Here is a 26,778-nt window from a genome sequence, read left to right as displayed (position 1 = left end):
AAATATAGAACTTTAGATTGTTTATCCAAAAAAAAAGTGAAGTAAAAATTACTTTTTTTACCTCACTTTTTTTAAGTTATTTAAAATAAGAATATTACTTCAAATTAATATTTAGTATATCCTGTAATTTCTAAACCATAACCAGTCATTCCTACTCTTTTTGCTTGTTCAGAGTTAGTCATTAAGTTAATATTAGTAATGTTTAAGTCGTGTAATATTTGAGCTCCAATACCGAAGTCTTTTTCATCAGCGGTTAATTTTGGAGTATCCATATCTAAACTTGCTTTTTGCTCTTTAATTACCGCTAATCTTTTCAATAAACTTGAACTTTGTTCTTCTTGATTAATGAATAAAATAGCTCCTTTTCCTTCTTCATTAACTCTGTTGAAAGCTGACTCAAGGCGTTTATTTAGTTTACCACTAAGAGCATCTAAAATATCGTTGTTAGCAATCATTGAATTAATACGAGTTAATACAGGCTCTCCTTCATTCCAAGTACCTTTTGTTAAAGCAATGTGTACTTGATCATTTGTATTTTGTTGGTATGCTCTTAATCTGAATTTACCAAAACGAGTATCAATTTCGAAGTCTTCTTTTTTGTCAATCAAACTATCGTGTTTCATTCTATAAGAAACTAAGTTTTCAATTGATATAATCTTTAGATCCCATTTCTTAGCTACTTCAACAAGTTGAGGTAAACGAGCCATAGAACCATCTTCGTTTAAAATTTCTACTAAAATACCAGCAGGTTTAAAACCGGCTAAGCGTGCTAAGTCAACTGCAGCCTCTGTGTGCCCAGTTCTTCTTAATACTCCACCTTGCTTAGCAATTAATGGAAAAATGTGTCCAGGACGTCCTAAATCTTCTGCTTTCGTCTCTTCTTTAACCAAAGATTCAATAGTTTTAGCTCTATCGTGAACTGAAATACCTGTTGTACATCCGTTTCCTTTTAAGTCAATCGATACTGTAAAAGCCGTCTGGTGTAAAACTGTGTTATTTGAAACCATTGGATTTAAATCCAATTCTTTACATCTTGATTGTGTAAGGGGAGCGCAGATAAGTCCTCTACCGTGAGTTGCCATGAAATTGATCATTTCTGGTGTAACTTTCTCTGCAGCGGCGATAAAATCACCTTCGTTTTCACGATCCTCATCATCTACCACTATGATTACTTTTCCTGCACGGATATCTTCGATTGCTTCCTCAATAGTGTTTAATTGAATGTGATTGTGTGACATTATAGTTGTTTTTGTTGTTACTACAAATTGTTTTTATTTACGTTCTAAAAGTAAGTATTATCTACTTGCTTCAGATTGTGTTTTCTTTTTTGTTAATGCTTTAAAGAAATCTACAATTGGATCTATTGTAGCACTAAAGTTTACTTGTCCGTTATCTTTTGTAGCTTTATATGTTAAGTACACTGCTAACGGAGTTAATACTAAAGAACCTATCCAACCTCCTAAGAACGGTGTAATACCATCTTCTTGTGCGAGCTTTTTACCAAATGTATTAATAAAGTGGTAAGTAATGAAAATTATAACTGCAAAAACGATAGGTAATCCCAATCCTCCTTTACGTATAATTGCTCCTAATGGTGCTCCTATATAAAACATAAGGAAACAAGAGAAAGCAATTACGAATTTCTCATAAAAAGCAAGCCAGTGGTCATTAATTTTCTTTACTTGATTTAATACAGAAAGGTCATTACTTTCAGCATTAAAACTAATATTATTAGTGTAGTCTATAGCTGATTGTAAAATACGACTTTGATTGTCTTTTGTAAAACTTTCTAATAAGTTTTCTGGGGCAATTTCTACTATTTTAATAGTAGTTTCTTTCGGAGACGCCTCTGTGAATAGGTTAGTCATTCTCAGAGAAATGTTGTCTGTATTTGAATTCTTTTCTATATCTAATGCTTTTTGTAATGAATCAATCGTATAGTTCAATTCTTTCAAATTAAGCATTCCATATGTATTTGTAATTTTTTCGTCGTCTTTTCCTTCATTTTGAAAACTACTCAAATCGATGTTCATCGTGTATTTTTCAAACTTTGTCTTTACAAAAGGATGCTTTTTAGCTTGTTCGTATGTTTTTGCTGTAACATCATCATAATAATTCCCATCAAATAAGTGTAGCTTAAGAATATTAGACGATTCATCTGTTTGTAGCTCTCCATCTATAGATCTAATAACAGTTTTATTTTCATATCCTGAATTAGATTTAACGTGCATTGTTACATTTTTTAGATATTGTCCGTTTTTTCCAGACTTATTATCTACTTTGATATTTACTTGTCCTAAGTCATTAAACTGTCCTGCAGCAATAGCCATAGCGGGTTTAGTCTGAATGATTTCTTTTCTCAGGTTTAAGAATTTATATTCTGCCTTTGGAATAACATCATTAGCAAACCAAAAAGAAATAGCTGCTAAAATGAAAATAAAGATAGATAGCGGGCGCATTGCTCTTTTTAGAGAAATACCCGACGCTTTCATTGCAGCAAACTCGTAGTTTTCGGCAAAGCTACCAAAGGTCATAATAGAAGCTAAAAGTACAGATAGTGGTAACACTAAAGGTACCATCTTGGGTGAGTAGAATAGAAGGAATTGAACAATAATTAATATGTCCAAATCTTTTCCTGCTAACTCAGAAATGAATAGCCATACACCTTGAAGTATGAATATAAAATATAAAATAGCAAACACTGTAAGCAGTGTTGTTATAAAGGTCTTTAAAATATAACGGTCAAGTATCTTCACTTAAAATCGACTAATCTATTTTGTTAATGTAGTAATTAGGGTACATTGATTCTGTAAAGGTAAAATGATTTTTTGATATAGGTTGATTTGTTTTAAAAGAATTAACCGTTATCGTTGATTTTGAACCATCTTTATTTACTTGAATTTTGTTGTAAACATTTTTCGTTTCATCGTCTATTCCTAACAAGACTTCTTTGATTACAGAATTTTTGTTAGTAGGTATTAATTTGATGTATTGGATTTTTCTTCCTTTCAAGTTTTGAAGAATATCCCATTGAAAGTTATATCCCGTATTGAAAAAAGTTAACATATGTGATGGTAGAATTCCTTCCGTACTTTCAGGGTCATAATTTGAAATAGTTACTTCTTCATCTTCAGGACTTACGGTGTATATTTTTTTACCGTCGTAGAATTTCTTCATACCCATAAAGTCTAAGTAGTACAAGTCTTTCTGAATGTCAATATGTCCGTTACTGTCGTAATTTTTACTTGCATTCTTGTCATTTCTTGAAGTGAAAGAGAAGTCAATTACAACATTTTTGTATGAGTTAAACTTTTTAGTTACTTCTTGTAAATAATTTTTTGCTCTTTGGCTTGTTTGTGCAGATGCGCTAAATGTAATTAGCGAAACGCATATAAAGGCAATAATTTTTTTCATTTGTGTTTGTTTTAGTTTCTGTTTTGCTCGTTTTCAAAAAACTGCTCTAAAGCGATTAAGTCTGGGATGAGTACGCTTCTTGCTTTGCTTCCTTCAAACGGGCCTACAATTCCTGAGGCTTCTAATTGATCAATGATACGACCAGCTCTATTATACCCTAATTTCAATTTACGTTGTAATAGGGAAGCAGAACCTTGTTGTGCTGTTACAATAATTTCAGCTGCATCTCTGAACAATGCGTCACGCTCACTAATATCTACATCAATACCTGTGCCACCGTCTTCGCCTACAAATTCTGGCAGTAAGTATGCGTCTGGATATGCTTTTTGTGAACCGATGTAATTGGTTAATCTCTCTACTTCTGGTGTATCTACAAAAGCACACTGAACACGTACTAATTCGTTCCCTTGTGTGTATAGTAAATCTCCTCGTCCAATTAATTGGTCAGCTCCTTGTTGATCTAAAATTGTACGTGAGTCAATTTTAGAAGTTACACGGAAAGCAACCCTTGCAGGGAAATTGGCTTTAATAATACCTGTAATTACGTTTACAGACGGACGTTGTGTAGCAATAATCAAGTGAATACCAATAGCACGTGCTAATTGTGCTAAACGAGCAATTGGCGTTTCAACTTCTTTACCAGCTGTCATAATTAAATCGGCAAACTCATCTACTACTAATACGATATAAGGTAAAAAGCGGTGTCCGTTTTCAGGATTTAATTTACGTTGTTTAAATTTCTCATTGTATTCTTTAATGTTTCTAACCATTGCATCTTTCAACAATGTGTAGCGATTATCCATCTCTATACACAACGAATTTAAGGTATTGATAACTTTGGTGTTATCTGTAATGATCGCATCTTCTGAATCTGGAAGTTTAGCTAAATAGTGACGTTCAATTTTATTAAATAACGTCAATTCTACTTTTTTCGGGTCAACCAATACAAACTTAACTTCCGCTGGGTGTTTTTTGTATAACAGAGAAGTCAGTAAGGCATTCAAACCAACAGATTTACCTTGTCCTGTTGCTCCTGCCATCAGTAAGTGAGGCATTTTTGCTAAGTCAACTACAAATGTTTCGTTAGAAATCGTTTTACCAAGTGCAACTGGTAATTCCATTTCTGCATTTTGAAATTTTGGAGATGCGATAACACTTCTCATTGATACTATAGAAGGTTTGTTGTTTGGTACCTCAATACCAATGGTACCTCTACCTGGAATAGGAGCAATAATACGAATACCTAAAGCTGATAATGACAGCGCAATATCATCTTCTAAGTTTTTAATTTTTGAAATTCTTACACCTGCTTCTGGTACAATTTCATATAAGGTTACAGTAGGACCTACAGTTGCCTTAATTTGAGCAATGTCAATCTTATAGTTTTTAAGTGTATCTACAATTCTATTTTTATTTTCTTCTAATTCCTCTTGGTTGATTGTAATACCACCTGTTCCATAGTCTTTTAATAAGTCAATAGAAGGGAATTGATAATTTGATAAGTCTAAAGTAGGGTCAAACTCTCCAAAATCTCGTACTAATTTTGCTGCTAAGTTTTCTTCAACCGTACTTTCCTCCATTGGAGTTTCAATGACAAATTCATCTGTTGGCGTGTCTAAAATCATACCTTCAAAAGAAGTGTCTTTTTCTTTTGTCGATGATTTAACATCAAGGTTAAGTTCAGAACTATGCTCAATAGTTGGTTTTACATTTTTATGCTCAACAATAACACTTTGTTGTGGTTCAACAGGAGTTTGAATGCTAAAGTTTTCCTTCGATTTCTCTTGATTTATAATAGGCTCAGCTACTTTTTGTGGGGTAGGTGTAGCCTTTTCAGTTGTCTTAGCAGTGTTAGGAGCGTCAAATGTTTTTGGATCTTCTAAATGCTTTTTTCTAATGTTTTTAAACATTTCAGGCCATGCGCTAAGTTTCTCTTTAATTGCAGTAGGAGAAAGTCTAAAGCGAAAAAGGATAAACGAAAACCCTAAGAATAGTAGCAACAATACAGTTCCTGCCGTTCCAAGGTAATCCGTAAAATAATGATTAAGTTCATAACCAACAGTTCCTCCTAAAATAGGATTGTTATTCCAGAAAAAACCAAAGAATACAGAGAACAACAACATAGAAGATAAGTCCCAAAAGATCATTCGCTTAATTCTTTTGGCAGCAATATCAAAGAAAGCATAAACACCACTGTGAACTAACATTTTAGCAAAGAAGAAAGAGGCAATACCAAAACCTTTGAAAATAAAAATATGTGCAAAATACGCACCTACTTTACCTAACCAGTTTTCTACTGCAGCTTCTCTATCACCTAATAATGCAAGGTTGCTTTGATCTTCAATTCCTGTTACTATATATGAGATAAAGCTTAAACACAAAGCAATTCCACTAATGATTAATAGGATAGTAATAAGGAACTTACTGTTTCTTAGAACAGAAGTATCATATTTTTTAACAGGATCTTTTGTTGTAGTTGTTTTCTTTTTTGTTTTATTATCTTTTTCCATTTCAATTTTGATTCACAATAATGGCGTATTGTTTTTACTAAAGTAATTCTTTGACAATATAAAACTGTTATTAATGTTTAGTAAACTAATTCGTTTAGCAATATAAACATTAATAACAGTGTAGGAGTATAACGGCTTATTTTAAAGCTGTTAATGCTTTGTCGTAATTAGGTTCATCTGCTGTTTCAGCAACTTGTTCAGTATAGATTACTTTTCCTTCTTCATTGATAACAACGATTGATCTCGATAATAATCCTTTTAATGGACCATCTGCGAACAATACACCGTAATCTTTTCCAAATTGTCCGTCTCTAAAGTCAGACAACATTTCTACATTTTCAATTCCTTCTGCACCACAGAAACGTCCTTGTGCAAATGGTAAATCTCTTGAGATACACAATACAACTGTGTTTTCTAATTTAGCAGCATCTTGGTTAAAATGTCTAACAGATGTAGCACAAGTAGCTGTATCAACACTTGGAAAGATGTTTAAGATTACTTTCTTTCCTGCGTAATCAGCAAGTTTTTTGTCTGCTAATCCAGCTCCAACTAATTCAAAATTAGGAGCAATTGTGTTCACTGCTGGTAATTCACCAACTGTTTGAACAGGAGTATTTTTTAGTGTAACTGTTGCCATATTGTTTTTATTTATAGTCATACAAAAATATATAAAATTTGATAATTAATAGATGTTTGTATTGTTAGATATCTTAGCAAAGTGCACAAAAATTGAATATTTGTATAAGTTTAGGTTATGGCAAAAAAAAAGAGACTACAAAACGTAGTCTCTTTTTAAAATATATTGAAATGTTTTATTTATCAATTGATCCTAAAACTCTTTTCATAAAGCTATTTAAAGCTTCTTTTTGCGTTGCACCGTCTTTCATTAATTTCTGAACTTCAAGTGCTCCGTACATATTAGAGATAATTTCACCAATTACGTCAAGCTCTTCATCTTTCAAAGAAGGAACTTCAGTAAGGTTTTCTAATACCTCAATAGTTTCGATTACATAATCTTGGTCATTCTCCTCAATAAATTGAGTTAAATGCTTGATAACAGGTAATTTCATAGGTTATGGTTTTATGAAATTAAGCAATTTCGTTAACTAATTCGTTCAATACTTCAGCCTTGTTAGTCTGAGTTTGGTTCACTAATTTTCCGTTAACAAATGTAGCGAAAGTTGGTAAGTTACTTACATCAGCCAATTGTCTTGACTCAGGGAAGTTCTCAGCATCCGCAATAACGAAAGTCATTCCTTCTTTCTCATTAGCCAATTTTTTGAATTTTGGTTTCATGATTCTACAGTTACCACACCAAGAAGCTGCATATTGAACAACTACTTTTTCATTTGAATTTACAATCTCTTGTAAATTATCTTTATCTAGTTCTAAAAGCATTTTTTTATTTTTTTTCGTTAATAACTAAAAGGAGGTTATCCTTAGTTTTTACTTAAGTATTCAGCAACACCTTTTCTGTCAGCGTTCATTGCTTGTTTACCTTCTTCCCAGTTAGCTGGACATACTTCACCATGAGTTTGTACGTGAGTGTAAGCATCGATTAATCTGATGTACTCTTGTACGTTTCTTCCTAATGGCATATCGTTAACTGATTCGTGGAAGATTTTTCCTGACTCGTCTACTAAGTAAGTAGCTCTGTAAGTTACGTTAGATCCTTCGATTTGAACTGAATCTAATTCTTCGTTATAAACTTCGTTTTCAATATCTAAGATACCTAAAACTGAAGATAAGTTTCTTTGAGCGTCAGAAACGATTGGGTAAGTTACTCCTTCGATTCCTCCGTTATCTTTTGCAGTGTTTAACCAAGCAAAGTGTACTTCGTTAGTATCACAAGAAGCACCGATTACCATTGTGTTTCTTTTTTCGAACTCAGGTAAAGCAGCTTGGAAAGCGTGTAATTCTGTAGGACAAACAAAAGTAAAATCTTTTGGATACCAGAATAATAATACTTTTTTGTTATTTTTTGTAGCTTCTTCAAAAATGTTGATTTTTAAATCGTCACCCATTTCTGACATTGCGTCAACTGTAATGTTTGGAAATTTTTTACCTACTAAAGACATAATATTTATTTTTAAAGTTAATATTTCTTGTTTTGATTTCTGATACAAATGTAGGGCGAGTAGTAGAGGTAATCAATTATTTTTGATTATTGTTTTTTATAATCATATAAAGAAAACCTATGACTTACTTTTTTTACCCTTGTCTAATAAATTTTTATCCCAAGCCTTAAAAGACATCTGAAAGATATAAAGAAAAAGCCAATTTAAAAAATTGGCTTTGTTATAATAATACTAATTTATTTTTTTGCGAGTTTTCTAATTTTGAAATTTAACGCAGCGTATAGTAGCGTTACGAAAGGGCTCAAATAATTAAAGAATGCGTATGGTAGGTAAGTCATAGTCGGAATTCCCAATACCCCAGAGTGATATGCTCCACAAGTATTCCACGGAATAAGAACTGATGTTACTGTTCCTGAATCTTCTAATGTTCTACTTAAGTTTTCTGGCGCTAAGTCTTTTGCTTTATATGCCTCTGAAAACATTTTACCAGGTACTACAATTGACAAGTATTGGTCAGATGTCATCACGTTAATCGCTAAACAGCTGGCAACAGTACTTGCAAATAATCCAAATACATTGTTGGCAATGTTTAATAAGGCCATTGATATTTTCTGTAACGCTCCGATTGCTTCCATTGCACCACCAAAAAACATAGCACATAAGATCAACCAAACCGTGTTCAACATACTTGCCATTCCTCCTGCTTCAAATAATCCGTTAAGACTTTCAAGCGGTGATAAGATTCTAATGTCAGACGTTAAGGCAAGCATTACTCCTTTATATGCATTGTAGAAGTTGAATTCGTCTCCACCTGAAACTGCAATTACAATTGACGGTTGGAAGATTAAAGCAAACACTCCTCCTAATAAAGTACCGATTAATAGGGCAGCAATAGGTTGTACCTTTTTTACAATTAAAAAGATTACAAACGCAGGAACTACAAATAACCATGGCGTAATTAAGAAAGTATCTGAAATTGCTTTCAATGTTTCTGTTGTATCTACATCTCCAGAAGTCCCGTAAACAATTCCCAAACCAATGAATAATAACAAGGTTACAACATAAGTAGGTACTGTTGTGTACAACATATATTTAATGTGAGTAAACAAATCTGTTCCTGCCATTACTGGTGCTAAGTTTGTTGTATCTGAAAGAGGCGATAATTTGTCTCCAAAATAAGCTCCTGAGATAACAGCTCCACCGATAACCCCTAAAGGCATACCTAAAGCGTTTCCAATTCCAACTAACGCAATACCTACTGTTGCAGAAGTAGTCCAAGAACTACCTGTAGCAATAGAAATGATAGAAGTAATGATAACACACGCAGGTAAGTAAATAGCAGGGTGTAATATTTTTAGTCCGAAATAAATCATATTAGGGATAATACCACTTAATAGCCACGTTCCTGATAATGCACCTACTAATAATAAGATGAATACAGCACCAGAAGTATCTTTAACGTTATTGGTAATTTGGTTCAGAATTTTGTCATAAGACACTCTGTTGTATAAACCAACACCTGTAGCAATTGCTCCTCCTATAAGTAAAATGAACTGATTTGTTCCCGACAGCGCGTCATCCCGGAATACAAACACATTAACAGCTAATAAGGCAACTAAGATAATTACAGGTATTAGCGATTGAAGTAATGTGATTGGTTTCTCTGCTTTGTCGTGAATTTTTTCCATTTATTTAAAATTAAATCATATTTACTTGCGAAAGTACGTATTTTATTGATTAATGTAATAAAAAAAGAAAGATTATAGTAATCTTTAGTAGAAAATAATTTAGGGTAGAAGGTTGATATTTAGTTTATTAAGAAATAATTTACAGAAAATAAATTTATGAGAATAAAAAGTATTGTTAAAAAGCAAATTATTTATTATATTTACTGAATACTATAAAGTAATTTATATAGTATTACTTTACGTTTTTTAGTCATTTAAAATTAACGTATAGGTATAAAAATATTGTTGTTTTGATGTTTTTAGAGGGACATCATCTAAAGGCTACTTATCCACAAAATAAGTAGCTTTTTTTGTGTTTTCACTCTACCTTTGTATGAACTAAAAAAAACAACAATATGATCGTTCGTAACAAGAAGCATATTTTACAAATGCTTTTTATCTGGAAGGGGTCTGTTTTGAAAAAAATTGCCCCTACTTTGTTAGCTATCTTTCTTTTTTCTTGGTTAGTTTATTTCTGTCACTATCTATTTCCTGATGTAATTATACCTTTAAATGTTGGAGCATTCGCTTTGGTGGGTATTTCATTAGCCATATTCTTAGGGTTTTGTAATAGCGCTGCTTATGACCGATTTTGGGAAGGTCGTAAACAGTGGGGGAGCTTAGTCATTCACACCCGTTCCTTAGCTTTCCAAATTCAAAACTATATTCAAGAAAACGAACAGTTTACCAAAAAAGACAAGGAGGAGGGAATTAAACTTATCTTTGCTTTTTGCTATGCGCTAAACTTGCAATTGAGAGAAAAGCAGGATTATGAAATCTTAAAAAAATATTTGTCGCAAGAGGTTTATGATACTTTGTTGACTAAAAAATTCAAACCAACTTTTTTATTGAATGAGTTGACTGCTTGGATTGCAAAGCAACATAGAGAAGGGCGTATGGATTCAATTACTTTGACAAGAATTGATGAGAATTTAGATCAAATGTCTATTGTACTTGGGGCTTGTGAGCGTATTGTACATACTAAAATTCCGTTTGTTTACTTCGTTATTCTACACCGTACCGTGTATATCTACTGCTTTATTCTTCCTTTTGGATTGATTGATTTAATCATTTGGGTAATGCCGTTTTTCGTAACGTTTGTAGCGTATACCTTTATTGCGTTAGATGCCGTTGTGGCTGAAATTGCAGAACCTTTTGGTGAAGAGGAAAACGATTTAGCATTAGATCAAATGTGCGCGAATATTGAGTATTCAATTTGTGAAATATCGGATATGCCAACGCCTATCTTATTGTCACACGACCACAATTATATCGTTAGATAAAAACGTTTTTTTAAATAAAATAGGAAGGGATATCGCAAAAGGATATCCTTTTTTTATGGGCGATTTTCTCTGAATTAGGCGATTGTCAATAGGGATTAAAGAGTAGAATAAGGGGAGTTTTAATAGGACCATGTTCGGGACATCTTCGAGATATGTTCGGGATAAGTTCGGAAAAAGGCCTTTTTTCCGAAGGAGTGTCGAATTTGTGTGGTCTATGTTTAGAACCAGTTACGGACAGTATAGGACGTTGTATTGTCTGAAAGTAGGCTGTAACTGTATTTAAACCAGGAATGGGGCGCTTGTATTGCGTTGTTGTGTTATTCTTTTTAAACTCGGGTTAGGGAGGTTAGCTAAGAAATATATTCCCTGCATATACTGGATTAACATAGAATCACAACGGCTTTTTGTGGTATAAGTGATCGGGAGTTTATAAGAGGATTGAGCATATAATGTTTTTTGGTGTGTTGTGTAAAATTGAATCATAATTCCTGTGTTTGTAGTTTCTAAAGCAAAATTAATACTAACGGCAAATACTTTTTTTCAAAGTGGTTATTTTGACATCATTTGCTATCAAATGACATCAAATGCACTATTAACTCTGTCCTACTTTTGCACTCAACTGTTCGCAATCCCTTATAAACAAAGGGATTGTCATAACCTCATATGTACATTAGTCGAAGATAACTCGGAGATAAGTCGTAGATACCTCACCTAAAGGCCTTTTTCGCGAACGAAATACGACTTATTTACGACTCATTTACGATTAATTCCCATAGGAAACCATTGAAAGTGGCGTGGTTACTGACTTACAGCCAAATTGAGGCTTTTTGAGAAATAGGGGCCAACTATGCGTTTAGTGTTTTTATTCTTTATCGATTTGTTTTGGTTTAAGGGAATCCACTTAGGTGTAAATCGCTTATCGCAAGTGTTTTTGAAGATTATAAGTAAAGTAGTAATTATTGCGAACTACTCTTAGGAAATAAAAAAAGGTGAAAATAAAAAGGGTTATTACTGTTTTTGACGTAATAACCCTTTTTACTATTGACCGATCACTATTCAAATATAGGAGTGATGGTATAGGAAAGTTTGATTGTTTAAACTTCTTTATTTTGTTTTTTGCGCACCAAATACCAAGCGTATAAAGTGATGCAAGGAATGATAATCCAAAAGATATCAATGATAAGAATATCGTAATACTGATTTTTCCAATTTGTCCAAAACCAAGTACCTGTTACAATTCCATTTGTAATTGGAATCAATAAACCGATTGCACTTCCTACTAGTAAGCAGTCTCTATTTGTTTTATACAAGCTTTTTCTTGCTGCTAATACAATTGTCAAGGCAAGCCAAGTGTAGAAATAAAACGAATAGATAAAAGTTTGTCCTCCCGTTGGGTTTAGCTTAACTGCAATGAACGCTAAAGCTGTTACGGGGTACATTGATAAGCAAATCGACAAGTATATATTGGTTAACCAGAAGTTGAACTTGCGCTTTTTCTCAGGTACATTCTTTTTATCTCTGGCTACTAACCATATTAAAACCCCTGAAATAATCACAAAACAACCTGCTATTCCAATTAAAAAGTAAATAATGCGAGTTGCATATCCTCCAAATGAACCAAAGTGTAACACATACATCAAGTTTGAAACTACTTCACTGTAAGTAGAGCTATCGTTTGGATTAGCTTTTTCTTCTATTTCACCGGTTGCAACTGTATAAATGATTTCACCTCTACTGTTGAATTGTTTATGTTCAGAAACCTTTCCGAGTAATTTAACCTGCATATTTTGGTCGCCATAATTACTAACTTCAACAAAGGTGATGATCCCATCTTCCCATTTTTGTAAAGTTTCTTGTACATAGCTATTGATGTCAACGTGTTGTTTTAGGGGAGTATTCGTGAAAGACATTTCTAATTTTGGGCCTTTTCTGCCACCTACTTCTGCTTGGAGTTTTTGGGTATCACCTCCATATCCTAACGAGGCTATCGCATTTGCAAAAAAGTAAGAAGTCAAGAAGAAATAAGAGCCAGAAATAGCAAAAATAAATAAGAATGGAGAAGTTAATACACCTAAAGCTGTGTGTAAATCAGTCCAAACTGTTTTTAGTTTTTCCCAAGGTCTAAAAACATAAAAATTAGAAACTATTTTTTGCCAATGTACAAGTACTCCTGTTATTAGAGCGATAAGAAAGGTAAAAGCAACGATTCCTGCAATTAAGTATCCTAAAGGTATACTGAAGTTTGCTAAACTATTAACAGGCGCTAAAAAGTGTAAACGATATAGAAATTCACCCAATGAGTATTGTTCTGCATAGCTTTTACTTTCATCAGATAGGGTATCATACATTACGAACCCACGTTCAGCTGCTTTTGGATTAAGGGTGTCTTTTGAAGGAGAAACTACAAGTCCGATTATGCGACTTTTATAACCAAGTCTAAAGCTGACGTTTCTTCCGTATAAACCATATTGGTTATTAAGGGAATCAGCAATAGTATTATAGTTAAGAGTATTTGAAGCAAATGCTCCTTTTGGCGTATTGTTTTGCCAATTGTTTATTTCGTTTTTAAAGAAGGCAAAAGAACCTGCAAAAAAGAAAACGAAAAGTACTGCAGTAATAATAATTCCACTTAAGGTATGTAAGTGAAAGTACTTATTGTAGTTTCTTATATTCATATGGGGTGTGGCGTAATTGTCTTAGATATTGATAGGTTGTATTAAATAAGGCAGGTAAAAAAGAATAGCGAGACCACTATATAATGCCCAAATTTTATAACCACTTTTTGCTATAAAAGCAAGGATAAATAGTGTTGCCCATAATACAAAACCTGTTATAAACATTGTAGTGTATATGGGTTTAGCATCTAAAAAATACATGAAAAACATGTGAAAGGTAACTGTTAAAAAGAATCCACCAATACAACCTGCCGTAAACTTTAAAAATCGTTGCCAAGGCGAAGTTTCTAAATGTTTTTTGTTTGCTGGCATAATTTTAGAAGAGTATAAATTCAAATAATAAACAAACACCAATTAAGCTTAGTACTTGCGTGTATTTCATTGAAATGGTAGGGTAGATAGCTACAACAGCAGAACCGATAAACATCAGATATAATATAAATGTAAGGGATCCTACACCAATACCTTCGTAAGCGATTTCTGTTAATAGTGTAATAACTAATAATGAATAAGCAATACGCTTAGATAAGATTTTGTTTTCTCTTAGCCAATCTGTAAACGGACAACGTTTGTTGAACTTAACTTTTTTAGAGCTGTTGTACAGCATAAAAAAACTTAATGCTGCTATTCCGAACAATAGTGTATACATCATTATTTAGATTAATTAAAAACAAAGGTAGTCCTATTTTTTAAAACTTGGTGATTTTTTGTAAAAAAAATCTAACAATAGTGGGACGTCACAAAGATATTAGGATGTTTTTAGGGGGGAATAGGATATGTTTTTTAACTTTTTGTTAATAAAAAATATCTTATTTTGGGTATTATTTTTTTTCTATTGTAATATATATTTGCGTACTTTTTATTTATTAATGTATGGGTGATTTTGAAGTAAATCCATTTTATGAGTTAATTATAGACGATTTAGTAAATCGTAAATACTCAGTTATTGATTGTTTTTTCTCAGAAGAGGAGATCAATCTGCTTAGGGCAAATTTGTTTTTGAAACAAGATTTGGAAAATTTCAAAAAAGCAGCAATTGGGCAAGCTTCAGAAGAGCAAATAGTGGAAGAAATCCGTGGAGACTCTATTTTATGGCTTGATGAAAAGAAACCAGATGAAGTAGAGAAGATGTATTTTGATAAGGTTAATACCTTTATTGAATATATTAATCGCACCTGCTATTTGGGAATTCAAGAAGGGGAGTTTCATTATGCTTGTTACCCAAAAGGGACATTTTATAAAAGACATTTAGATGTTTTTCATACGGATACACGTAGAACCCTTTCAGTGGTGTTGTATTTGAATGAGCAAGACTGGACTCCTGCAAATGGTGGGGAGTTAGCTTTGTATCTTCAAAATGAAGATGGAACAGAAAGAGAAGAGATTGTTCAGCCTTTGCCAGGGCGTTTGGTTGTGTTTGATAGTAAGTATATTGAACACGAAGTTAAGATGGTAAATTATCCGAGATACAGTATCACAGGATGGTTAAAAACGAGATAAAAGAATTAAAGCTGCCTCTTTTTACGGAGACAGCTTTTTTTCTAAGTGATACTTTTAGTTTTACAACGGAATCTTATTGTAAATCACTTAAATCGAATATAACTCTTGTCGAGTTCTATTGGGATTTGATTTGTGGAGATTTTAAAATGTTTTTATGGGAACGACAATTAGCCTGACTAAGCTCTTTGTATTTTTAATCCTTCCACCTTTGTCTAACAACTTTGACAGCTCATACCTATTATTTGCTATATTATTTGCCGTTTATTAACTTGTTAGCTTATTTTTGTAATACAAAGATAGAGTAAGCCTAATGTGTTTATGTTATACTAATCGTGGGATTGTTTGCACTAATCGTGGTTTTTTATCTTTTTTATCTTTCTTAATAATATAAATTATGTTTGATTTTAGATTAAAAGTTTTTTACACAGTTGCCAAAAGGGGGAGTTTTACAAAAGCTGCTAAGGAATTATTGATTTCTCAACCTGCTGTAACGAAACATATTCAAGAAATTGAGTCGTCTTATCAGACAAAATTGTTCTTAAGAGATGGGATGAAAATTAGCCTGACTGAGGCTGGACAATTGCTGTTTGGTTATGCGGAAGAAATATTCTCTATTTATAGAAATTTAGAGTTTGATATTCACGCTTTGAATGCTAAAATGGACGGTAGTTTGTGTGTTGGTGCCAGTACGACGGTTTCTCAATATGTGTTACCTCCTTTATTGGCTGAGTTTCGAAAAAAGGTAAACGACTTACACCTTGATTTGTTTTCCGATAATACTACGGCTATTGAAAATCTTTTGTTGAGCAAGAGTATTGATGTTGGAATTGTTGAGGGCTTTTCTAAAAACCCACAAATAAAGTATATTGATTTTATTAAAGATGAGATTGTCTTGGTGTGTGGTAGCGCTAATCCTTTGGCAAAAAGGGGAGTTATTAAAGCGGATGAATTAAAGGATTTGACGTTTTTATTGCGCGAAACAGGTTCGGGTACATTAGATGTAGTGGGCGCTCAGTTAAAGGAAGTGGGAATCAACATCAACGATTTGAATAATGAAATGAATTTTTCAAGTACGGAGAGTATTAAAATGTATTTAATGCATTCGGATAGTGTTGCTTTTTTATCAATACACGCCATATTGAAGGAATTGCGTTATAATGAACTGACGGTTATTGATGTAGAGGGATTGGAAATAACGCGTAATTTCTCTGTTATACAGCGTCAAGGACAGGAGAGTGCCTTGGTGGAATTGTTTACGCGATTTGTTACAACGCATAACGTGAAGTTATAGCCTATAACTATTATGTATTTTCTTTTGGTTGCTGTACAGCCGACCTTTGTGGCTGTAAAACAACGAAACAAATGTCTTTAAACACAAATACATCACTGAGCAAAGTAATTTTAATAGGATTGGCTATTTTAAGTTTATTTCCTTTTGTAAATTCTGCTACAGCTTTAATTTTAGGGATTGTATACGCCCAGATTTTTGAAAATCCGTATGCTAAACAAACTAAAAAGACAACGGGACTCCTATTAAAGGTAGCTGTGGTAGGTCTTGGGTTTGGAATGAATATCTACAGTGCATTATCAGCAGGTAAGGATGGGTTTATTCTAACTGTTTTTTCTATTTTCTTAACGTTAGGTCTTGGGTTTATTCTTGGAAAGGCTTTTAAAATTGACAAGAAGATTTCTTATTTAATTTCTTCAGGTACTGCTATTTGTGGAGGAAGTGCTATTGCGGCTGTTTCTCCTGTGATTAAAGCAGATGAAAAGCAGATTTCTGTTGCTTTGGGAATTGTTTTTATCTTAAACTCTATTGCCTTGCTTATTTTCCCACCGATAGGTCATTATCTTGGAATGAGTCAGATTGACTTTGGATTGTGGTCTGCGATTGCTATTCACGATACGAGTTCGGTTGTAGGAGCTGCTGCTAAGTATGGAGATGAAGCGTTAGAAGTAGCTACTACGGTTAAGTTAGCTCGTGCTTTATGGGTGATTCCGGTTGCTTTCTTGTCAACTGTACTTTTCAAAAATAAAGGAGGAAAAGTGAAGTTGCCTTATTTCATTGGTTTCTTCGTTTTAGCGATGTTAGCTAACTCTTATATTCCGTTTGTACAGCAAATAGGACCTTATATTGTAGAGGTTTCTAAAGCGGCATTAACATTGACTTTGTTTTTAATTGGTACTTCTCTGTCTTATCGCACAGTAAAATCAGTGGGAATGAAACCCTTGTTAGAAGGAGTAGGGTTATGGGTATTTATATCAATTACCTCTTTATTGTATATACTTTATATAAACTAAGTAGTTGGTTTATTACTTTTAATTATAAGAAAGCACTTGTTACACTCTAACAGGTGCTTTTTGTTTTGGGGAATGCGTGATGCGTGAAACGTGAAACGTGAAAGGTGAAGTGTGATGAATGATGTGTGATGTGTGAAAGGTGATACGTGAAAGGTGAAAGGTGATGAGTGAAGTGTGATGATTGAAACGTGAAAGGTGATGAGTATCTCTAAATATGGATGGTGTAGGGATAAAAAAAATAGGATACTTTGCAGTATCCCATTTTTCCGGTTTATTCATCATACTTGGATTACTCCAAGATTAAAGGGCTTTTCTATTGGAGCGTGATTAGCTGCTTCAATACCCATTGAGATCCACGTTCTTGTATCCAGTGGATCAATTATAGCGTCTGTCCACAATCTCGCTGCCGCATAATACGGAGAAACTTGATTGTCGTATTTCGCTTTAATTTTGTCAAATAATTCTTGTTCTTTTTCCGGAGTTAATTCTTCGCCTTTTGCTTTTAATGAAGAAGCTTCAATTTGCAATAATACTTTGGCAGCTTGCGAACCACCCATTACAGCTAATTCAGCACTTGGCCAAGCAAAGATTAAGCGTGGGTCATAAGCTTTACCACACATAGCGTAGTTTCCAGCTCCGTAAGAGTTTCCTACAACTACTGTAAACTTAGGAACTACAGAGTTAGCAACGGCATTTACCATTTTAGCTCCGTCTTTAATAATTCCACCGTGTTCAGATTTAGAACCTACCATAAATCCAGTAACATCTTGTAAGAATACAAGTGGAATTTTCTTTTGGTTACAGTTCGCGATAAAGCGAGTAGCCTTGTCTGCTGAGTCAGAATAAATCACTCCACCAAACTGCATTTCTCCTTTTGTCGTTTTCACAACTTTACGTTGGTTAGCCACAATACCTACAGCCCAACCGTCAATGCGAGCATATCCAGTAATGATTGTTTGTCCGTAACCTTCTTTGTATTGTTCAAACTCAGAATCGTCAACTAATCGTTTGATGATTTCAAGCATATCGTACTGTTCCGTACGTGCTTTAGGCAAGATACCATAGATATCTTTAGGATCTAAAGCCGGTTTCTTAGGTTTGATTCTGCTATATCCTGCTTTGTCAAAATCGCCAATTTTATCAACGATGTTTTTGATTTTATCCAGAGCGTCTTTATCATCAGCTGCTTTATAATCTGTAACACCAGATATTTCGCAGTGCGTAGTAGCCCCACCTAATGTTTCGTTGTCAATATTTTCTCCGATTGCAGCTTTCACCAAATAGCTACCTGCTAAAAAGATACTTCCTGTTTTATCAACGATTAAGGCCTCGTCACTCATAATAGGAAGGTAAGCACCACCGGCAACACAACTACCCATTACAGCGGCAATTTGAGTAATACCCATACTGCTCATAATAGCGTTGTTTCTAAATATGCGTCCGAAGTGTTCTTTATCTGGGAAAATTTCATCTTGTAGTGGTAAATAAACCCCTGCACTATCTACTAAATAGATGATCGGAAGTTTATTTTCGATGGCAATTTCTTGTGCTCTTAAGTTTTTCTTACCTGTAATTGGAAACCAAGCCCCTGCTTTTACAGTTGCGTCATTGGCAACAACGATACATTGTTTACCTTTAATATATCCAATTTTTACAACTACACCACCAGACGGACATCCACCGTGTTCTTGGTACATATCCTCACCAACGAAAGCTCCGATTTCAATACTCGACGCTTTGTCATCTAAAAGATAATCAATGCGCTCTCTTGCGGTTAACTTTCCTTGTTCGTGTAGTTTGGCAATTCTTTTGTCACCACCACCTTTTTTTACTTTGACTAATTTGCGTTTCAAATCAGACAATAAAAGCTTGTTGTGGTCTTCGTTTTTATTGAAGTTTATATCCATAGTTTGATCGGTTATTTCTACGCTTTTCTTTCAGTTTCGCTAAAATACAAAATTATAGTTCATATAAAACATTAGGTATGATTTTTGGTCTTGACAAAAAAATAACGTGATGGATACACATAGAATAGTATAAATAATGTACTTTTGTCTCCGTTTTTTATCATTATATATAATGTCGCTAAATAGTATTTTTCAGTTTTTGGTGCCAAAGGATAAAGTATTTTATCCTTTATTCGAAAAGGCATCTATTAAGATTAAGTCACTTTCACAAACATTGCACGAGGCAGTAAATGCTCCTGCAAAAGAAAGAGAGAAATTATTAAAAGATGTAGAGGTTATCAAACAAGACATCGAAGCAATTGCTCAAACGACGAGAATTGAATTAGGTAAAAATTTTATTACTCCTTTTGATAGAGAGGATATTCACAACCTAATTACAGCAGTTGACGCTGTAGCCGATCATTTATCAGATGCTGCATCTCGTATGAGATTGTACCAAATTGATAAAATTACAAAACCATTAAGAAAGCTTACAGAAGCTAACTTAGAGGCTTGTAGTGAGGTTTCTCGTGGTCTTTTAGAATTAAAAGATATGAAGAACTTACCTGCATTGGCTGAGGTTTGTAAGAATATTTCACGTTTAGAGCGTAAAGCTGATAAGGTATTTGACAAAGCAGTAGCTGATATCTTTGAAAATGAAAGTAATGCAATAGAAATTATTAAGTATAAAGAAGTTATGTCTGCGTTAGAGACTGCTACAGATAGCTGTAGAGACGTTGCTAACGTGTTAGAGACTATCACGGTAAAATATTCTTAATTAACTATAACCATTACTTATGGAATTTTTCTATGAAATGCTAACTAATCAAAGCGGTATTATGCTGATTACGATTATCGTATTAGCATTAGGTTTTGATTACATAAACGGATTTCACGATGCAGCCAATTCTATTGCAACTATTGTAACAACGCGTGTTTTAACGCCTGTTCAAGCTGTAATTTGGGCAGCTGCATTTAACTTCGTTGCTTATTTTATTTCTCTTTATATAATAGGGGAGTTTAAAATTGGTAATACAATTGCTAAATCCATTAATGAGAACTTCATTACATTAGAAGTAATCTTTGCCGGATTGGTAGCAGCAATTATTTGGAATTTAATGACGTGGAAGTTGGGTATCCCTTCTTCGTCTTCACATACGTTAATAGGTGGATTTATCGGTGCGGCTGTAGCTCACGCTGGTGGATTAAGCGTTGACGGAATAGATGTTATCGTTTATTCTAAAGTAGTGCCTATTTTCTTGTTTATTTTTGGAGCACCTTTCTTAGGGATGTTCTTAGCTTATTTTATCACAGTTGCTATTCTGTGGATATGTAGAAAACAAGCGCCTCATAAATGTGAGGTGTGGTTTAAACGTCTTCAGTTAGTTTCTTCTGCTTTGTTCTCATTAGGACACGGGGGGAATGACGCACAGAAAGTAATGGGTATTATTGGTGCTGCGGTTATCTTTTACCACATTAATGTAGATATGGACCCTGCTTATATGGTTAGTGGTGTTGATACATTCAAATTGTTCGTAGAACACTGGTGGTGGGTTCCTTTAGCTTCATTCGTATTCATTGGTCTTGGTACTTTATCAGGAGGATGGAAGATTGTAAAAACAATGGGATCTAAGATTACTAAGGTTACGCCTTTAGAAGGGGTAGCAGCTGAAACAGCAGGGGCAGTTGCCTTATATGTTACAGAGCACTTAGGTATTCCTGTTTCTACAACACATACGATTGCAGGTTCTATCATCGGGGTTGGGGTTACAAAACGTATCTCAGCAGTTCGTTGGGGAGTAACGATTAACTTGTTATGGGCTTGGGTATTAACCATTCCTGTTTCTGCAATTATTGCAATGGTAGTTTACTATATTATATCGCTATTTTTATAGTAGGTAGGATATATTAGATATAAAAAAACGGAGTAGTCTTTCAAAGGCTACTCCGTTTTTTATTTGTACTTGCTTATTCTTCTTCTCGTTGTCCCATCATCATTAGATAAGCTTTTAAGAATTCGTCAATCTCTCCGTTCATCACAGAGTCAACATCTGTTGATTCATATTGCGTACGGACATCTTTTACAAGTTTGTATGGATGCATCACGTAGTTTCTAATCTGTGAACCCCATTCAATCTTTTTCTTATTCGCTTCAATCTCATCGCGCATTGCTTGTTTTTTCTTCAACTCAATTTCGTAAAGTTGCGATTTTAAAAGCTGCATGGCTTTGGTCTTGTTATCTAACTGTGATCTCGTTTCAGAGTTTTCAATGATAATTCCAGTAGGGTGGTGGCGTAAACGAACAGCTGTTTCAACTTTGTTTACATTCTGACCTCCAGCACCACTTGAACGCATTGTTTCCCATGAAATGTCAGCTGGACTAATTTCAATCTCGATTGTGTCATCCGCAAGAGGATAAACATAAACAGAGACGAAAGATGTATGTCGTTTGGCATTACTGTCAAAAGGCGAGATACGAACTAAACGGTGAACACCATTTTCTCCTTTCAAATAACCAAAAGCAAATTCTCCGTCAAACTCTAAAGTTACTGTTTTAACTCCAGCAACCTCCCCTTCTTGGTAGTTTAACTCTTTTACTTTTACGCCATTCTTTTCTCCCCACATGATGTACATACGCATCAACATAGCAGCCCAATCACAACTTTCAGTTCCTCCAGCTCCAGCAGTGATTTGCAATACAGCACTCATACTGTCACCTTCGTCAGAAAGCATATTTTTAAACTCAAGTTCCTCAACGATTTCTCGAGTTTTATTGTATTGTGCTACAACTTCTTCTTCGGTAGATTCTCCTTCAGCATAAAACTCAAGAAGTATCTGTAATTCCTCTAAATTTGCTTTAGCATTTTCATACCCTTCAACCCATTTCTTTTTGGATTTCAGTGCTTTAACGATTACTTCGGCCTCTTTAGGGTTGTTCCAAAAATCAGGAGCAAAGGTCTTTTCTTCCTCGTTTGTGATCTCAATTAACTTCTTATCGACGTCAAAGATACCTCCTTAACGCACCAAGGCGATCAATAATATCCTTCTGTTGTTCTGTGGTTACCATAATTTTTAATACTTTTATACCACAAAAATACTTATTCCTATCAATTTATGGAAATTAATTTAGTAAGTGATACAATCACTAAGCCTACGCCTGAGATGTTAAACTACATGATGAAAGCAAGGGTAGGTGATGATGTTTATAAACAAGACGGTAGTACTAATGAGTTGGAAGTAGCTGTAGCAGAGTTGTTTGGTATGGAAGCAGCGCTGTTTTTTCCCTCAGGTACAATGGCAAATCAAGTTGCAATTAAGTTACATACACAGCCTGGAGACCAGTTAATCTGTGACAAAACTTCTCATATAAATCTTTTTGAAGGAGGAGGAGTTGCTGTACATAGTGGGGTTACTTGTGCTTTAGTAGATGGTGTTCGCGGTAGAATTACGGCAGACCAAGTGTTACAACACTACAATGAACCTAATAATATTCACTTGCCAAAAACAACATTAGTAAGTTTAGAGAATACAACTAATCTTGGAGGTGGTGCTTGTTATGAAATGCAAGAGTTAGAACGCATCCGCGAGGTGTGTGATGATAAAGGATTGAAGTTGCACTTAGATGGGGCAAGATTGTGGAATGCTTTAGTAGCAAAATCACAACATCCAAGTCAGTTTGGAGCTTTATTCGATACTATTTCTGTTTGTTTTTCAAAAGGATTAGGAGCGCCGATTGGTTCTGTGTTGTTAGGATCAAAAGCAGATATTCAAAAAGCATTGCGCATCCGTAAGTTAATGGGAGGTGGAATGCGTCAAACGGGATATTTAGCAGCAGCAGCTTTATTCGCTTTAAAGAACAATGTAGGTAGATTGCAAAGAGATCATTTCAGAGCGAAGCAAATAGAGATGATTTTAAACAAGAAACTTTGGATAGGTGAGGTTTTGCCTGTGCAAACGAATATCGTTGTTTTTAAGCTAAAAGAACCGGTTCTAAGCAAGTTGTTTGTAGACAAGTTGAAACAAAAAAACATATCTATTAGTGATATGGGAGGTGGATGGCTTCGAATGGTAACCCATTTAGATTACCGCGAAGTAATGCATGAGTATGTATTAGAAGCACTCTCAAAACTAGAATTATAGCATAAGAAGTCATTCCGCAAGGAGTGACTTTTTTATTTAAGATATTTTAGTTTTTTACTTAGACAAAATGAATTACCTTTGTTTAGAATTAAATTAAATAATGGAAAAACTTAAGCAACGCTGGGGGGTAACATCCAATTTTCAATTGACAGTTATCTTTATTGTTTTCGCAATTACTGGTTCAACATCAGCCTACATATCTAAGCCTATTTTATCATATATTGGAATAGAAAGAGATGGGATGTATCCGTTTCTTTATTGGATTTTATACATTGTTTTGATATTACCTGTTTACAAGGTTTTATTGCTGTGTATTGGTACATTGTTTGGACAACGCGTGTTTTTCTGGAACTTCGTAAAGAAAATGTTACGCAGTATGGGAATGGGCTTTATATTGCCTAAGGAGAAGAAAGAATAGGTGTTTGGTTGTAAACCACACGGAATATATACAAAAAGAGCAGCTTTTATAAGCTGCTCTTTTTTAGTTTTTATGTATAATGAAAATACACGGTCTTTTGTGTAAATCTACTTTTGTATTCTTCCATTGAGAAGCAGGTTTGGTCGAGATAAACTCTGTTTCTAATGTAATGTCACAAGCCACGCAAACTAAGGTGTTTGGGTTTAAGATTTGTGCCATATCTTGTAATAATTGGTTATTTCTATACGGCGTTTCAATAAACAATTGAGATTGATTCTTTTCTTGTGATAATCTTTCCAAGCCTTTTAGCGCATTCTTCTTTTCTGCTTTGTCAATTGGCAAGTATCCGTTGAAAGCAAAACTCTGACCATTCATACCTGAAGCCATTACTGACAATAGGATAGAAGATGGACCTACAAGTGGTGTTACTTTGATATTGCGCTTATGTGCTAAATCAACGATTACAGCACCAGGGTCTGCTACTCCAGGACATCCTGCTTCACTCATTACACCAACGCTTTTACCTTCTAATAACGGCTTGATGTAATCTTTGTATTCACTTGTTGTCGTGTGCTTGTTTAACGGGAATAAAATAAGTTCTGATTGTTTCTTTTCAGGACAAATACTTTTGATAAAACGCCTTGCTGTCTTTTCATTTTCTACGATGAAAATATCAAGCATTTCAATAGCGCGTTTTACTGTTTGTGGTAACACATCAAGAGGATTAGTTGTTTCTCCTAATGTAATTGGTATAAGGTATAAAGTACCTGTAGGTGATTGATTTGTCATGAATAGTGTATTCTATAAATAGTTGTACAAAGGTAAAGATAAAGAATAGTACAAAAAAGAAAAGGAAGAAAATGACTTTCTTCCTTTTACTAAATATATCTAAGATTGTAAATCTTTGGCTATTACGTTACAAGCATCGTCTAACATTTTATAGACGTGGTAAAAACCTCCTGGACCTCCAAAGTACGGATCAGGTACTTCTTTATTTGAACCAGGGTGTAGTTCATTTAATATGAGTTTTACCTTTTGTTTAGCTTCTTCATTAGGGGCTAATTTAATTACGTTGTCATAATTAGATTGGTCCATAACGTAGATTCTGTCAAACTCAGTAAAATCGTTTATGCTAAATTGACGAGCTCTTTGGGTAGTTAAATCAATGTCATAATGCGAAGCAACTTCTATAGATCTTGGATCAGGTTGTTGTCCGATATGCCACGCACCCGTTCCTGCTGAGTCAACAAAAAAACTTTCTTTCGAAAGTTTTGATTGTAGGATACCCTCTGCTAATGGAGAACGGCAAATATTACCTAAGCAAACCATCAAAACTTTAGCTTTCATTACATACTAAATTTAAGATTAATATCGTCGTGATATTTTTTAAACTCTTTGTCTGTTTCAAGTAGGTTGTCAATCGTTTTACAAGCGTGTAATACAGTTGCGTGATCACGATCTCCAATTTGAGAACCAATACTTGCTAAAGAAGACTTTGTGTATTTTTTAGCAAAGAACATAGCAAGTTGTCTTGCTTGTACAATGTTTCTCTTTCTTGTTTTAGAACGAAGTGTTTCTGTATCCATTTGGAAATAGTCAGATACCACTTTTTGAATATAATCGATAGAGATTTCTCTCTTAACATTTTTAACGAATTTCTCAACTACGCTTCTTGCAAGGTCAATTGTAACTTCGCGTTTGTTGAATGAAGACTGTGCAATTAATGAAATAATAGCACCTTCTAATTCACGGATGTTAGAATTTACATTTTTAGCAACGTATTGAATAATGTCTTTCGGCATTTCAACACCATCGCGGTATAAAAGGCTTTCAACGATTCTAACACGCGTTTCAAAATCTGGGTGCTGAATTTCAGCAGATAATCCCCATTTAAAACGAGATAATAAACGTTGTTCGATGTCTTGCATATCAACAGGTGCCTTATCTGAAGTCAAGATAACTTGTTTACCATTTTGGTGTAAATGGTTAAAGATATGGAAGAATACATCTTGCGTACCTGATTTACCAGATAAGAATTGAATATCATCGACAATTAATACATCAATTAACTGATAGAAATAAATAAAATCATTTCTTGTTTGCTTACGTACAGAGTCAACATATTGTTGTGTAAATACTTCAGCAGAGATGTATAAAACAGTCTTCTCAGGGTATAAGTCTTTAATCTCAACTCCAATAGCGTGAGCTAAGTGAGTTTTTCCTAAACCTACTCCTCCGAATATTAATAATGGGTTGAATGATGTACCTCCAGGTTTGTTAGCTACAGCTAAACCTGCTGAACGTGCTAAACGGTTTGAATCACCTTCTAAGAAGTTATCAAATGAATAATTTGAATTTAATTGTGACTCAATCTTAACATTGCGAATTCCAGGAATTACAAAAGGGTTTTTTAATTCTGGATTCTTATTTTGTACAGGTACGTCTAATTCTTGTGGTTTAACAGGGCTTCTTTGAGCACTCGGTAATTGTTCTGTATAAGGTTGTTTTTTTCCAGATGTATTTTCCATCTGAATTTTATACAGCAATTTAGCTTCAGGGCCAAGTTGTCTGGTTAAGGCTACTTTAAGAATTTTTACATAGTGTTCTTCCAACCACTCGTAAAAAAACTTACTTGGCACTTGAATATATAAAGCATTCTCTGTAAGCTCAATTGCCTGAATAGGCATGAACCAAGTCTTATAAGCTTGTTCTTGGATATTGTCTTTTATGAACTCAAGACAATTATTCCATACAGATTCTGCGGACTTAATCGTATACTCGTGCAT

General features: G+C 34.1%; 24 protein-coding genes. 8 read left to right on the top strand and 16 right to left on the bottom strand.

Features of this window, described 5'->3' with window-relative positions; genetic code table 11:
* Positions 1 to 104: 104 nt before the first annotated feature.
* From ribB to nhaC, 9 genes are all read right to left on the bottom strand, one after another.
* Positions 105 to 1,238 (bottom strand): 3,4-dihydroxy-2-butanone-4-phosphate synthase, encoded by a 1,134-nt coding sequence (gene ribB / locus GQS07_RS00125; RefSeq protein WP_158209129.1) that lies wholly within the window; start codon positions 1,236 to 1,238, stop codon positions 105 to 107.
* A 57-nt stretch (positions 1,239 to 1,295) separates the two neighbouring features.
* A complete protein-coding gene (locus GQS07_RS00120) occupies positions 1,296 to 2,756 on the bottom strand; it encodes an LptF/LptG family permease (RefSeq protein ID WP_158209128.1) in 1,461 nt (486 codons plus the stop codon).
* Positions 2,757 to 2,766: 10 nt separating this feature from the next.
* Positions 2,767 to 3,414 carry a LolA family protein gene (locus tag GQS07_RS00115; RefSeq protein ID WP_158209127.1) on the bottom strand — a complete coding sequence of 216 codons (648 nt, stop codon included), beginning with the start codon at positions 3,412 to 3,414 and terminating at the stop codon, positions 2,767 to 2,769.
* Positions 3,415 to 3,425: 11 nt separating this feature from the next.
* The gene (locus GQS07_RS00110; RefSeq protein WP_158209126.1) at positions 3,426 to 5,924 is read right to left on the bottom strand and encodes an FtsK/SpoIIIE family DNA translocase; all 2,499 of its coding nucleotides are present in this window, start codon (positions 5,922 to 5,924) and stop codon (positions 3,426 to 3,428) included.
* 136 nt (positions 5,925 to 6,060) lie between these two features.
* Positions 6,061 to 6,561, bottom strand: coding sequence for a thiol peroxidase (gene tpx, locus GQS07_RS00105; RefSeq protein ID WP_158209125.1), 501 nt, complete (start codon positions 6,559 to 6,561; stop codon positions 6,061 to 6,063).
* 175 nt (positions 6,562 to 6,736) lie between these two features.
* Positions 6,737 to 6,994, bottom strand: coding sequence for a DUF6952 family protein (locus tag GQS07_RS00100; protein ID WP_090410493.1), 258 nt, complete (start codon positions 6,992 to 6,994; stop codon positions 6,737 to 6,739).
* A 19-nt stretch (positions 6,995 to 7,013) separates the two neighbouring features.
* On the bottom strand, positions 7,014 to 7,322 hold the full coding sequence (locus GQS07_RS00095; RefSeq protein ID WP_090410494.1) for a thioredoxin family protein: 309 nt from the start codon (positions 7,320 to 7,322) through the stop codon (positions 7,014 to 7,016).
* A gap of 41 nt (positions 7,323 to 7,363) precedes the next feature.
* Positions 7,364 to 8,002 carry a peroxiredoxin gene (locus tag GQS07_RS00090; protein ID WP_090410495.1) on the bottom strand — a complete coding sequence of 213 codons (639 nt, stop codon included), beginning with the start codon at positions 8,000 to 8,002 and terminating at the stop codon, positions 7,364 to 7,366.
* A 236-nt stretch (positions 8,003 to 8,238) separates the two neighbouring features.
* Positions 8,239 to 9,690: a Na+/H+ antiporter NhaC gene (gene nhaC / locus GQS07_RS00085; RefSeq protein WP_158209124.1), complete on the bottom strand. Its 1,452-nt coding sequence runs from the start codon at positions 9,688 to 9,690 to the stop codon at positions 8,239 to 8,241.
* A gap of 395 nt (positions 9,691 to 10,085) precedes the next feature.
* Between nhaC and GQS07_RS00080 the strand changes: the two genes are divergently transcribed.
* Positions 10,086 to 11,012 carry a bestrophin family protein gene (locus GQS07_RS00080; RefSeq protein WP_158209123.1) on the top strand — a complete coding sequence of 309 codons (927 nt, stop codon included), beginning with the start codon at positions 10,086 to 10,088 and terminating at the stop codon, positions 11,010 to 11,012.
* A gap of 1,094 nt (positions 11,013 to 12,106) precedes the next feature.
* On the opposite strand, the gene GQS07_RS00075 is transcribed toward GQS07_RS00080, so the two are convergent.
* Together GQS07_RS00075 and GQS07_RS00065 are read right to left on the bottom strand one after the other, a co-directional pair.
* Positions 12,107 to 13,687 (bottom strand): PepSY-associated TM helix domain-containing protein, encoded by a 1,581-nt coding sequence (locus tag GQS07_RS00075; RefSeq protein WP_158209122.1) that lies wholly within the window; start codon positions 13,685 to 13,687, stop codon positions 12,107 to 12,109.
* A gap of 316 nt (positions 13,688 to 14,003) precedes the next feature.
* On the bottom strand, positions 14,004 to 14,339 hold the full coding sequence (locus tag GQS07_RS00065; protein ID WP_233269286.1) for a hypothetical protein: 336 nt from the start codon (positions 14,337 to 14,339) through the stop codon (positions 14,004 to 14,006).
* 221 nt (positions 14,340 to 14,560) lie between these two features.
* Here GQS07_RS00065 and GQS07_RS00060 point away from each other — a divergent pair, with 221 nt between their 5' ends.
* The 3 genes from GQS07_RS00060 (at position 14,561) to GQS07_RS00050 (ending at position 17,488) form a co-directional block, all read left to right on the top strand.
* Positions 14,561 to 15,187 carry a 2OG-Fe(II) oxygenase gene (locus GQS07_RS00060; protein WP_158209120.1) on the top strand — a complete coding sequence of 209 codons (627 nt, stop codon included), beginning with the start codon at positions 14,561 to 14,563 and terminating at the stop codon, positions 15,185 to 15,187.
* Between the two features lie 394 nt (positions 15,188 to 15,581).
* Entirely contained in the window at positions 15,582 to 16,478 is an 897-nt protein-coding gene (locus GQS07_RS00055) for a LysR family transcriptional regulator (RefSeq protein ID WP_158209119.1), read from the top strand.
* Between the two features lie 71 nt (positions 16,479 to 16,549).
* A complete protein-coding gene (locus tag GQS07_RS00050; RefSeq protein ID WP_158209118.1) occupies positions 16,550 to 17,488 on the top strand; it encodes a YeiH family protein in 939 nt (312 codons plus the stop codon).
* Positions 17,489 to 17,766: 278 nt separating this feature from the next.
* On the opposite strand, the gene GQS07_RS00045 is transcribed toward GQS07_RS00050, so the two are convergent.
* A complete protein-coding gene (locus GQS07_RS00045; RefSeq protein WP_158209117.1) occupies positions 17,767 to 19,395 on the bottom strand; it encodes an acyl-CoA carboxylase subunit beta in 1,629 nt (542 codons plus the stop codon).
* A 172-nt stretch (positions 19,396 to 19,567) separates the two neighbouring features.
* Between GQS07_RS00045 and GQS07_RS00040 the strand changes: the two genes are divergently transcribed.
* Entirely contained in the window at positions 19,568 to 20,212 is a 645-nt protein-coding gene (locus GQS07_RS00040) for a DUF47 domain-containing protein (protein ID WP_090409640.1), read from the top strand.
* A gap of 19 nt (positions 20,213 to 20,231) precedes the next feature.
* Positions 20,232 to 21,329: an inorganic phosphate transporter gene (locus GQS07_RS00035; RefSeq protein WP_090409638.1), complete on the top strand. Its 1,098-nt coding sequence runs from the start codon at positions 20,232 to 20,234 to the stop codon at positions 21,327 to 21,329.
* Between the two features lie 73 nt (positions 21,330 to 21,402).
* Here the strand turns inward: GQS07_RS00035 and prfB are convergent.
* A protein-coding gene (prfB, locus tag GQS07_RS00030) for a peptide chain release factor 2 (protein ID WP_143021889.1) occupies positions 21,403 to 22,501 on the bottom strand; the annotation gives its coding sequence in 2 pieces (ribosomal slippage) (positions 21,403 to 22,437 and positions 22,439 to 22,501; 1,098 coding nt in all).
* A 47-nt stretch (positions 22,502 to 22,548) separates the two neighbouring features.
* Here prfB and GQS07_RS00025 point away from each other — a divergent pair.
* Together GQS07_RS00025 and GQS07_RS00020 are read left to right on the top strand one after the other, a co-directional pair.
* Positions 22,549 to 23,574, top strand: coding sequence for a threonine aldolase family protein (locus tag GQS07_RS00025; protein ID WP_158209116.1), 1,026 nt, complete (start codon positions 22,549 to 22,551; stop codon positions 23,572 to 23,574).
* Positions 23,575 to 23,674: 100 nt separating this feature from the next.
* Complete coding sequence (locus GQS07_RS00020) at positions 23,675 to 23,992, top strand: DUF6787 family protein (RefSeq protein ID WP_158209115.1); 318 nt, start codon at positions 23,675 to 23,677, stop codon at positions 23,990 to 23,992.
* A gap of 63 nt (positions 23,993 to 24,055) precedes the next feature.
* Here the strand turns inward: GQS07_RS00020 and GQS07_RS00015 are convergent, their stop codons facing one another.
* From GQS07_RS00015 to dnaA, 3 genes are all read right to left on the bottom strand, one after another.
* A complete protein-coding gene (locus GQS07_RS00015; RefSeq protein WP_158209114.1) occupies positions 24,056 to 24,781 on the bottom strand; it encodes an SAM-dependent methyltransferase in 726 nt (241 codons plus the stop codon).
* Positions 24,782 to 24,880: 99 nt separating this feature from the next.
* A complete protein-coding gene (locus GQS07_RS00010) occupies positions 24,881 to 25,339 on the bottom strand; it encodes a low molecular weight protein-tyrosine-phosphatase (protein ID WP_158209113.1) in 459 nt (152 codons plus the stop codon).
* Positions 25,339 to 26,778: a chromosomal replication initiator protein DnaA gene (gene dnaA / locus GQS07_RS00005; RefSeq protein ID WP_158209112.1), complete on the bottom strand. Its 1,440-nt coding sequence runs from the start codon at positions 26,776 to 26,778 to the stop codon at positions 25,339 to 25,341. The genes GQS07_RS00010 and dnaA overlap by 1 nt, the downstream gene beginning before the upstream one ends.

It is taken from the genome of Myroides phaeus, assembly GCF_009799805.1.
GTDB lineage: Bacteria > Bacteroidota > Bacteroidia > Flavobacteriales > Flavobacteriaceae > Flavobacterium > Flavobacterium phaeum_A.
This window is presented reverse-complemented; position numbering and strand designations above follow the sequence as displayed.

Bases quoted from the DNA above. Each gene is read 5' to 3' on its own strand.
- ribB (WP_158209129.1), bottom strand. From the start codon at position 1,238: ATGTCACACAATCACATTCAATTAAACACTATTGAGGAAGCAATCGAA.
- GQS07_RS00115 (WP_158209127.1), bottom strand. From the start codon at position 3,414: ATGAAAAAAATTATTGCCTTTATATGCGTTTCGCTAATTACATTTAGC.
- GQS07_RS00110 (WP_158209126.1), bottom strand. From the start codon at position 5,924: ATGGAAAAAGATAATAAAACAAAAAAGAAAACAACTACAACAAAAGAT.
- tpx (WP_158209125.1), bottom strand. From the start codon at position 6,561: ATGGCAACAGTTACACTAAAAAATACTCCTGTTCAAACAGTTGGTGAA.
- GQS07_RS00100 (WP_090410493.1), bottom strand. From the start codon at position 6,994: ATGAAATTACCTGTTATCAAGCATTTAACTCAATTTATTGAGGAGAAT.
- GQS07_RS00095 (WP_090410494.1), bottom strand. From the start codon at position 7,322: ATGCTTTTAGAACTAGATAAAGATAATTTACAAGAGATTGTAAATTCA.
- GQS07_RS00090 (WP_090410495.1), bottom strand. From the start codon at position 8,002: ATGTCTTTAGTAGGTAAAAAATTTCCAAACATTACAGTTGACGCAATG.
- nhaC (WP_158209124.1), bottom strand. From the start codon at position 9,690: ATGGAAAAAATTCACGACAAAGCAGAGAAACCAATCACATTACTTCAA.
- GQS07_RS00080 (WP_158209123.1), top strand. From the start codon at position 10,086: ATGATCGTTCGTAACAAGAAGCATATTTTACAAATGCTTTTTATCTGG.
- GQS07_RS00075 (WP_158209122.1), bottom strand. From the start codon at position 13,687: ATGAATATAAGAAACTACAATAAGTACTTTCACTTACATACCTTAAGT.
- GQS07_RS00065 (WP_233269286.1), bottom strand. From the start codon at position 14,339: ATGATGTATACACTATTGTTCGGAATAGCAGCATTAAGTTTTTTTATG.
- GQS07_RS00060 (WP_158209120.1), top strand. From the start codon at position 14,561: ATGGGTGATTTTGAAGTAAATCCATTTTATGAGTTAATTATAGACGAT.
- GQS07_RS00055 (WP_158209119.1), top strand. From the start codon at position 15,582: ATGTTTGATTTTAGATTAAAAGTTTTTTACACAGTTGCCAAAAGGGGG.
- GQS07_RS00050 (WP_158209118.1), top strand. From the start codon at position 16,550: ATGTCTTTAAACACAAATACATCACTGAGCAAAGTAATTTTAATAGGA.
- GQS07_RS00045 (WP_158209117.1), bottom strand. From the start codon at position 19,395: ATGGATATAAACTTCAATAAAAACGAAGACCACAACAAGCTTTTATTG.
- GQS07_RS00040 (WP_090409640.1), top strand. From the start codon at position 19,568: ATGTCGCTAAATAGTATTTTTCAGTTTTTGGTGCCAAAGGATAAAGTA.
- GQS07_RS00035 (WP_090409638.1), top strand. From the start codon at position 20,232: ATGGAATTTTTCTATGAAATGCTAACTAATCAAAGCGGTATTATGCTG.
- GQS07_RS00025 (WP_158209116.1), top strand. From the start codon at position 22,549: ATGGAAATTAATTTAGTAAGTGATACAATCACTAAGCCTACGCCTGAG.
- GQS07_RS00020 (WP_158209115.1), top strand. From the start codon at position 23,675: ATGGAAAAACTTAAGCAACGCTGGGGGGTAACATCCAATTTTCAATTG.
- GQS07_RS00015 (WP_158209114.1), bottom strand. From the start codon at position 24,781: ATGACAAATCAATCACCTACAGGTACTTTATACCTTATACCAATTACA.
- GQS07_RS00010 (WP_158209113.1), bottom strand. From the start codon at position 25,339: ATGAAAGCTAAAGTTTTGATGGTTTGCTTAGGTAATATTTGCCGTTCT.
- dnaA (WP_158209112.1), bottom strand. From the start codon at position 26,778: ATGCACGAGTATACGATTAAGTCCGCAGAATCTGTATGGAATAATTGT.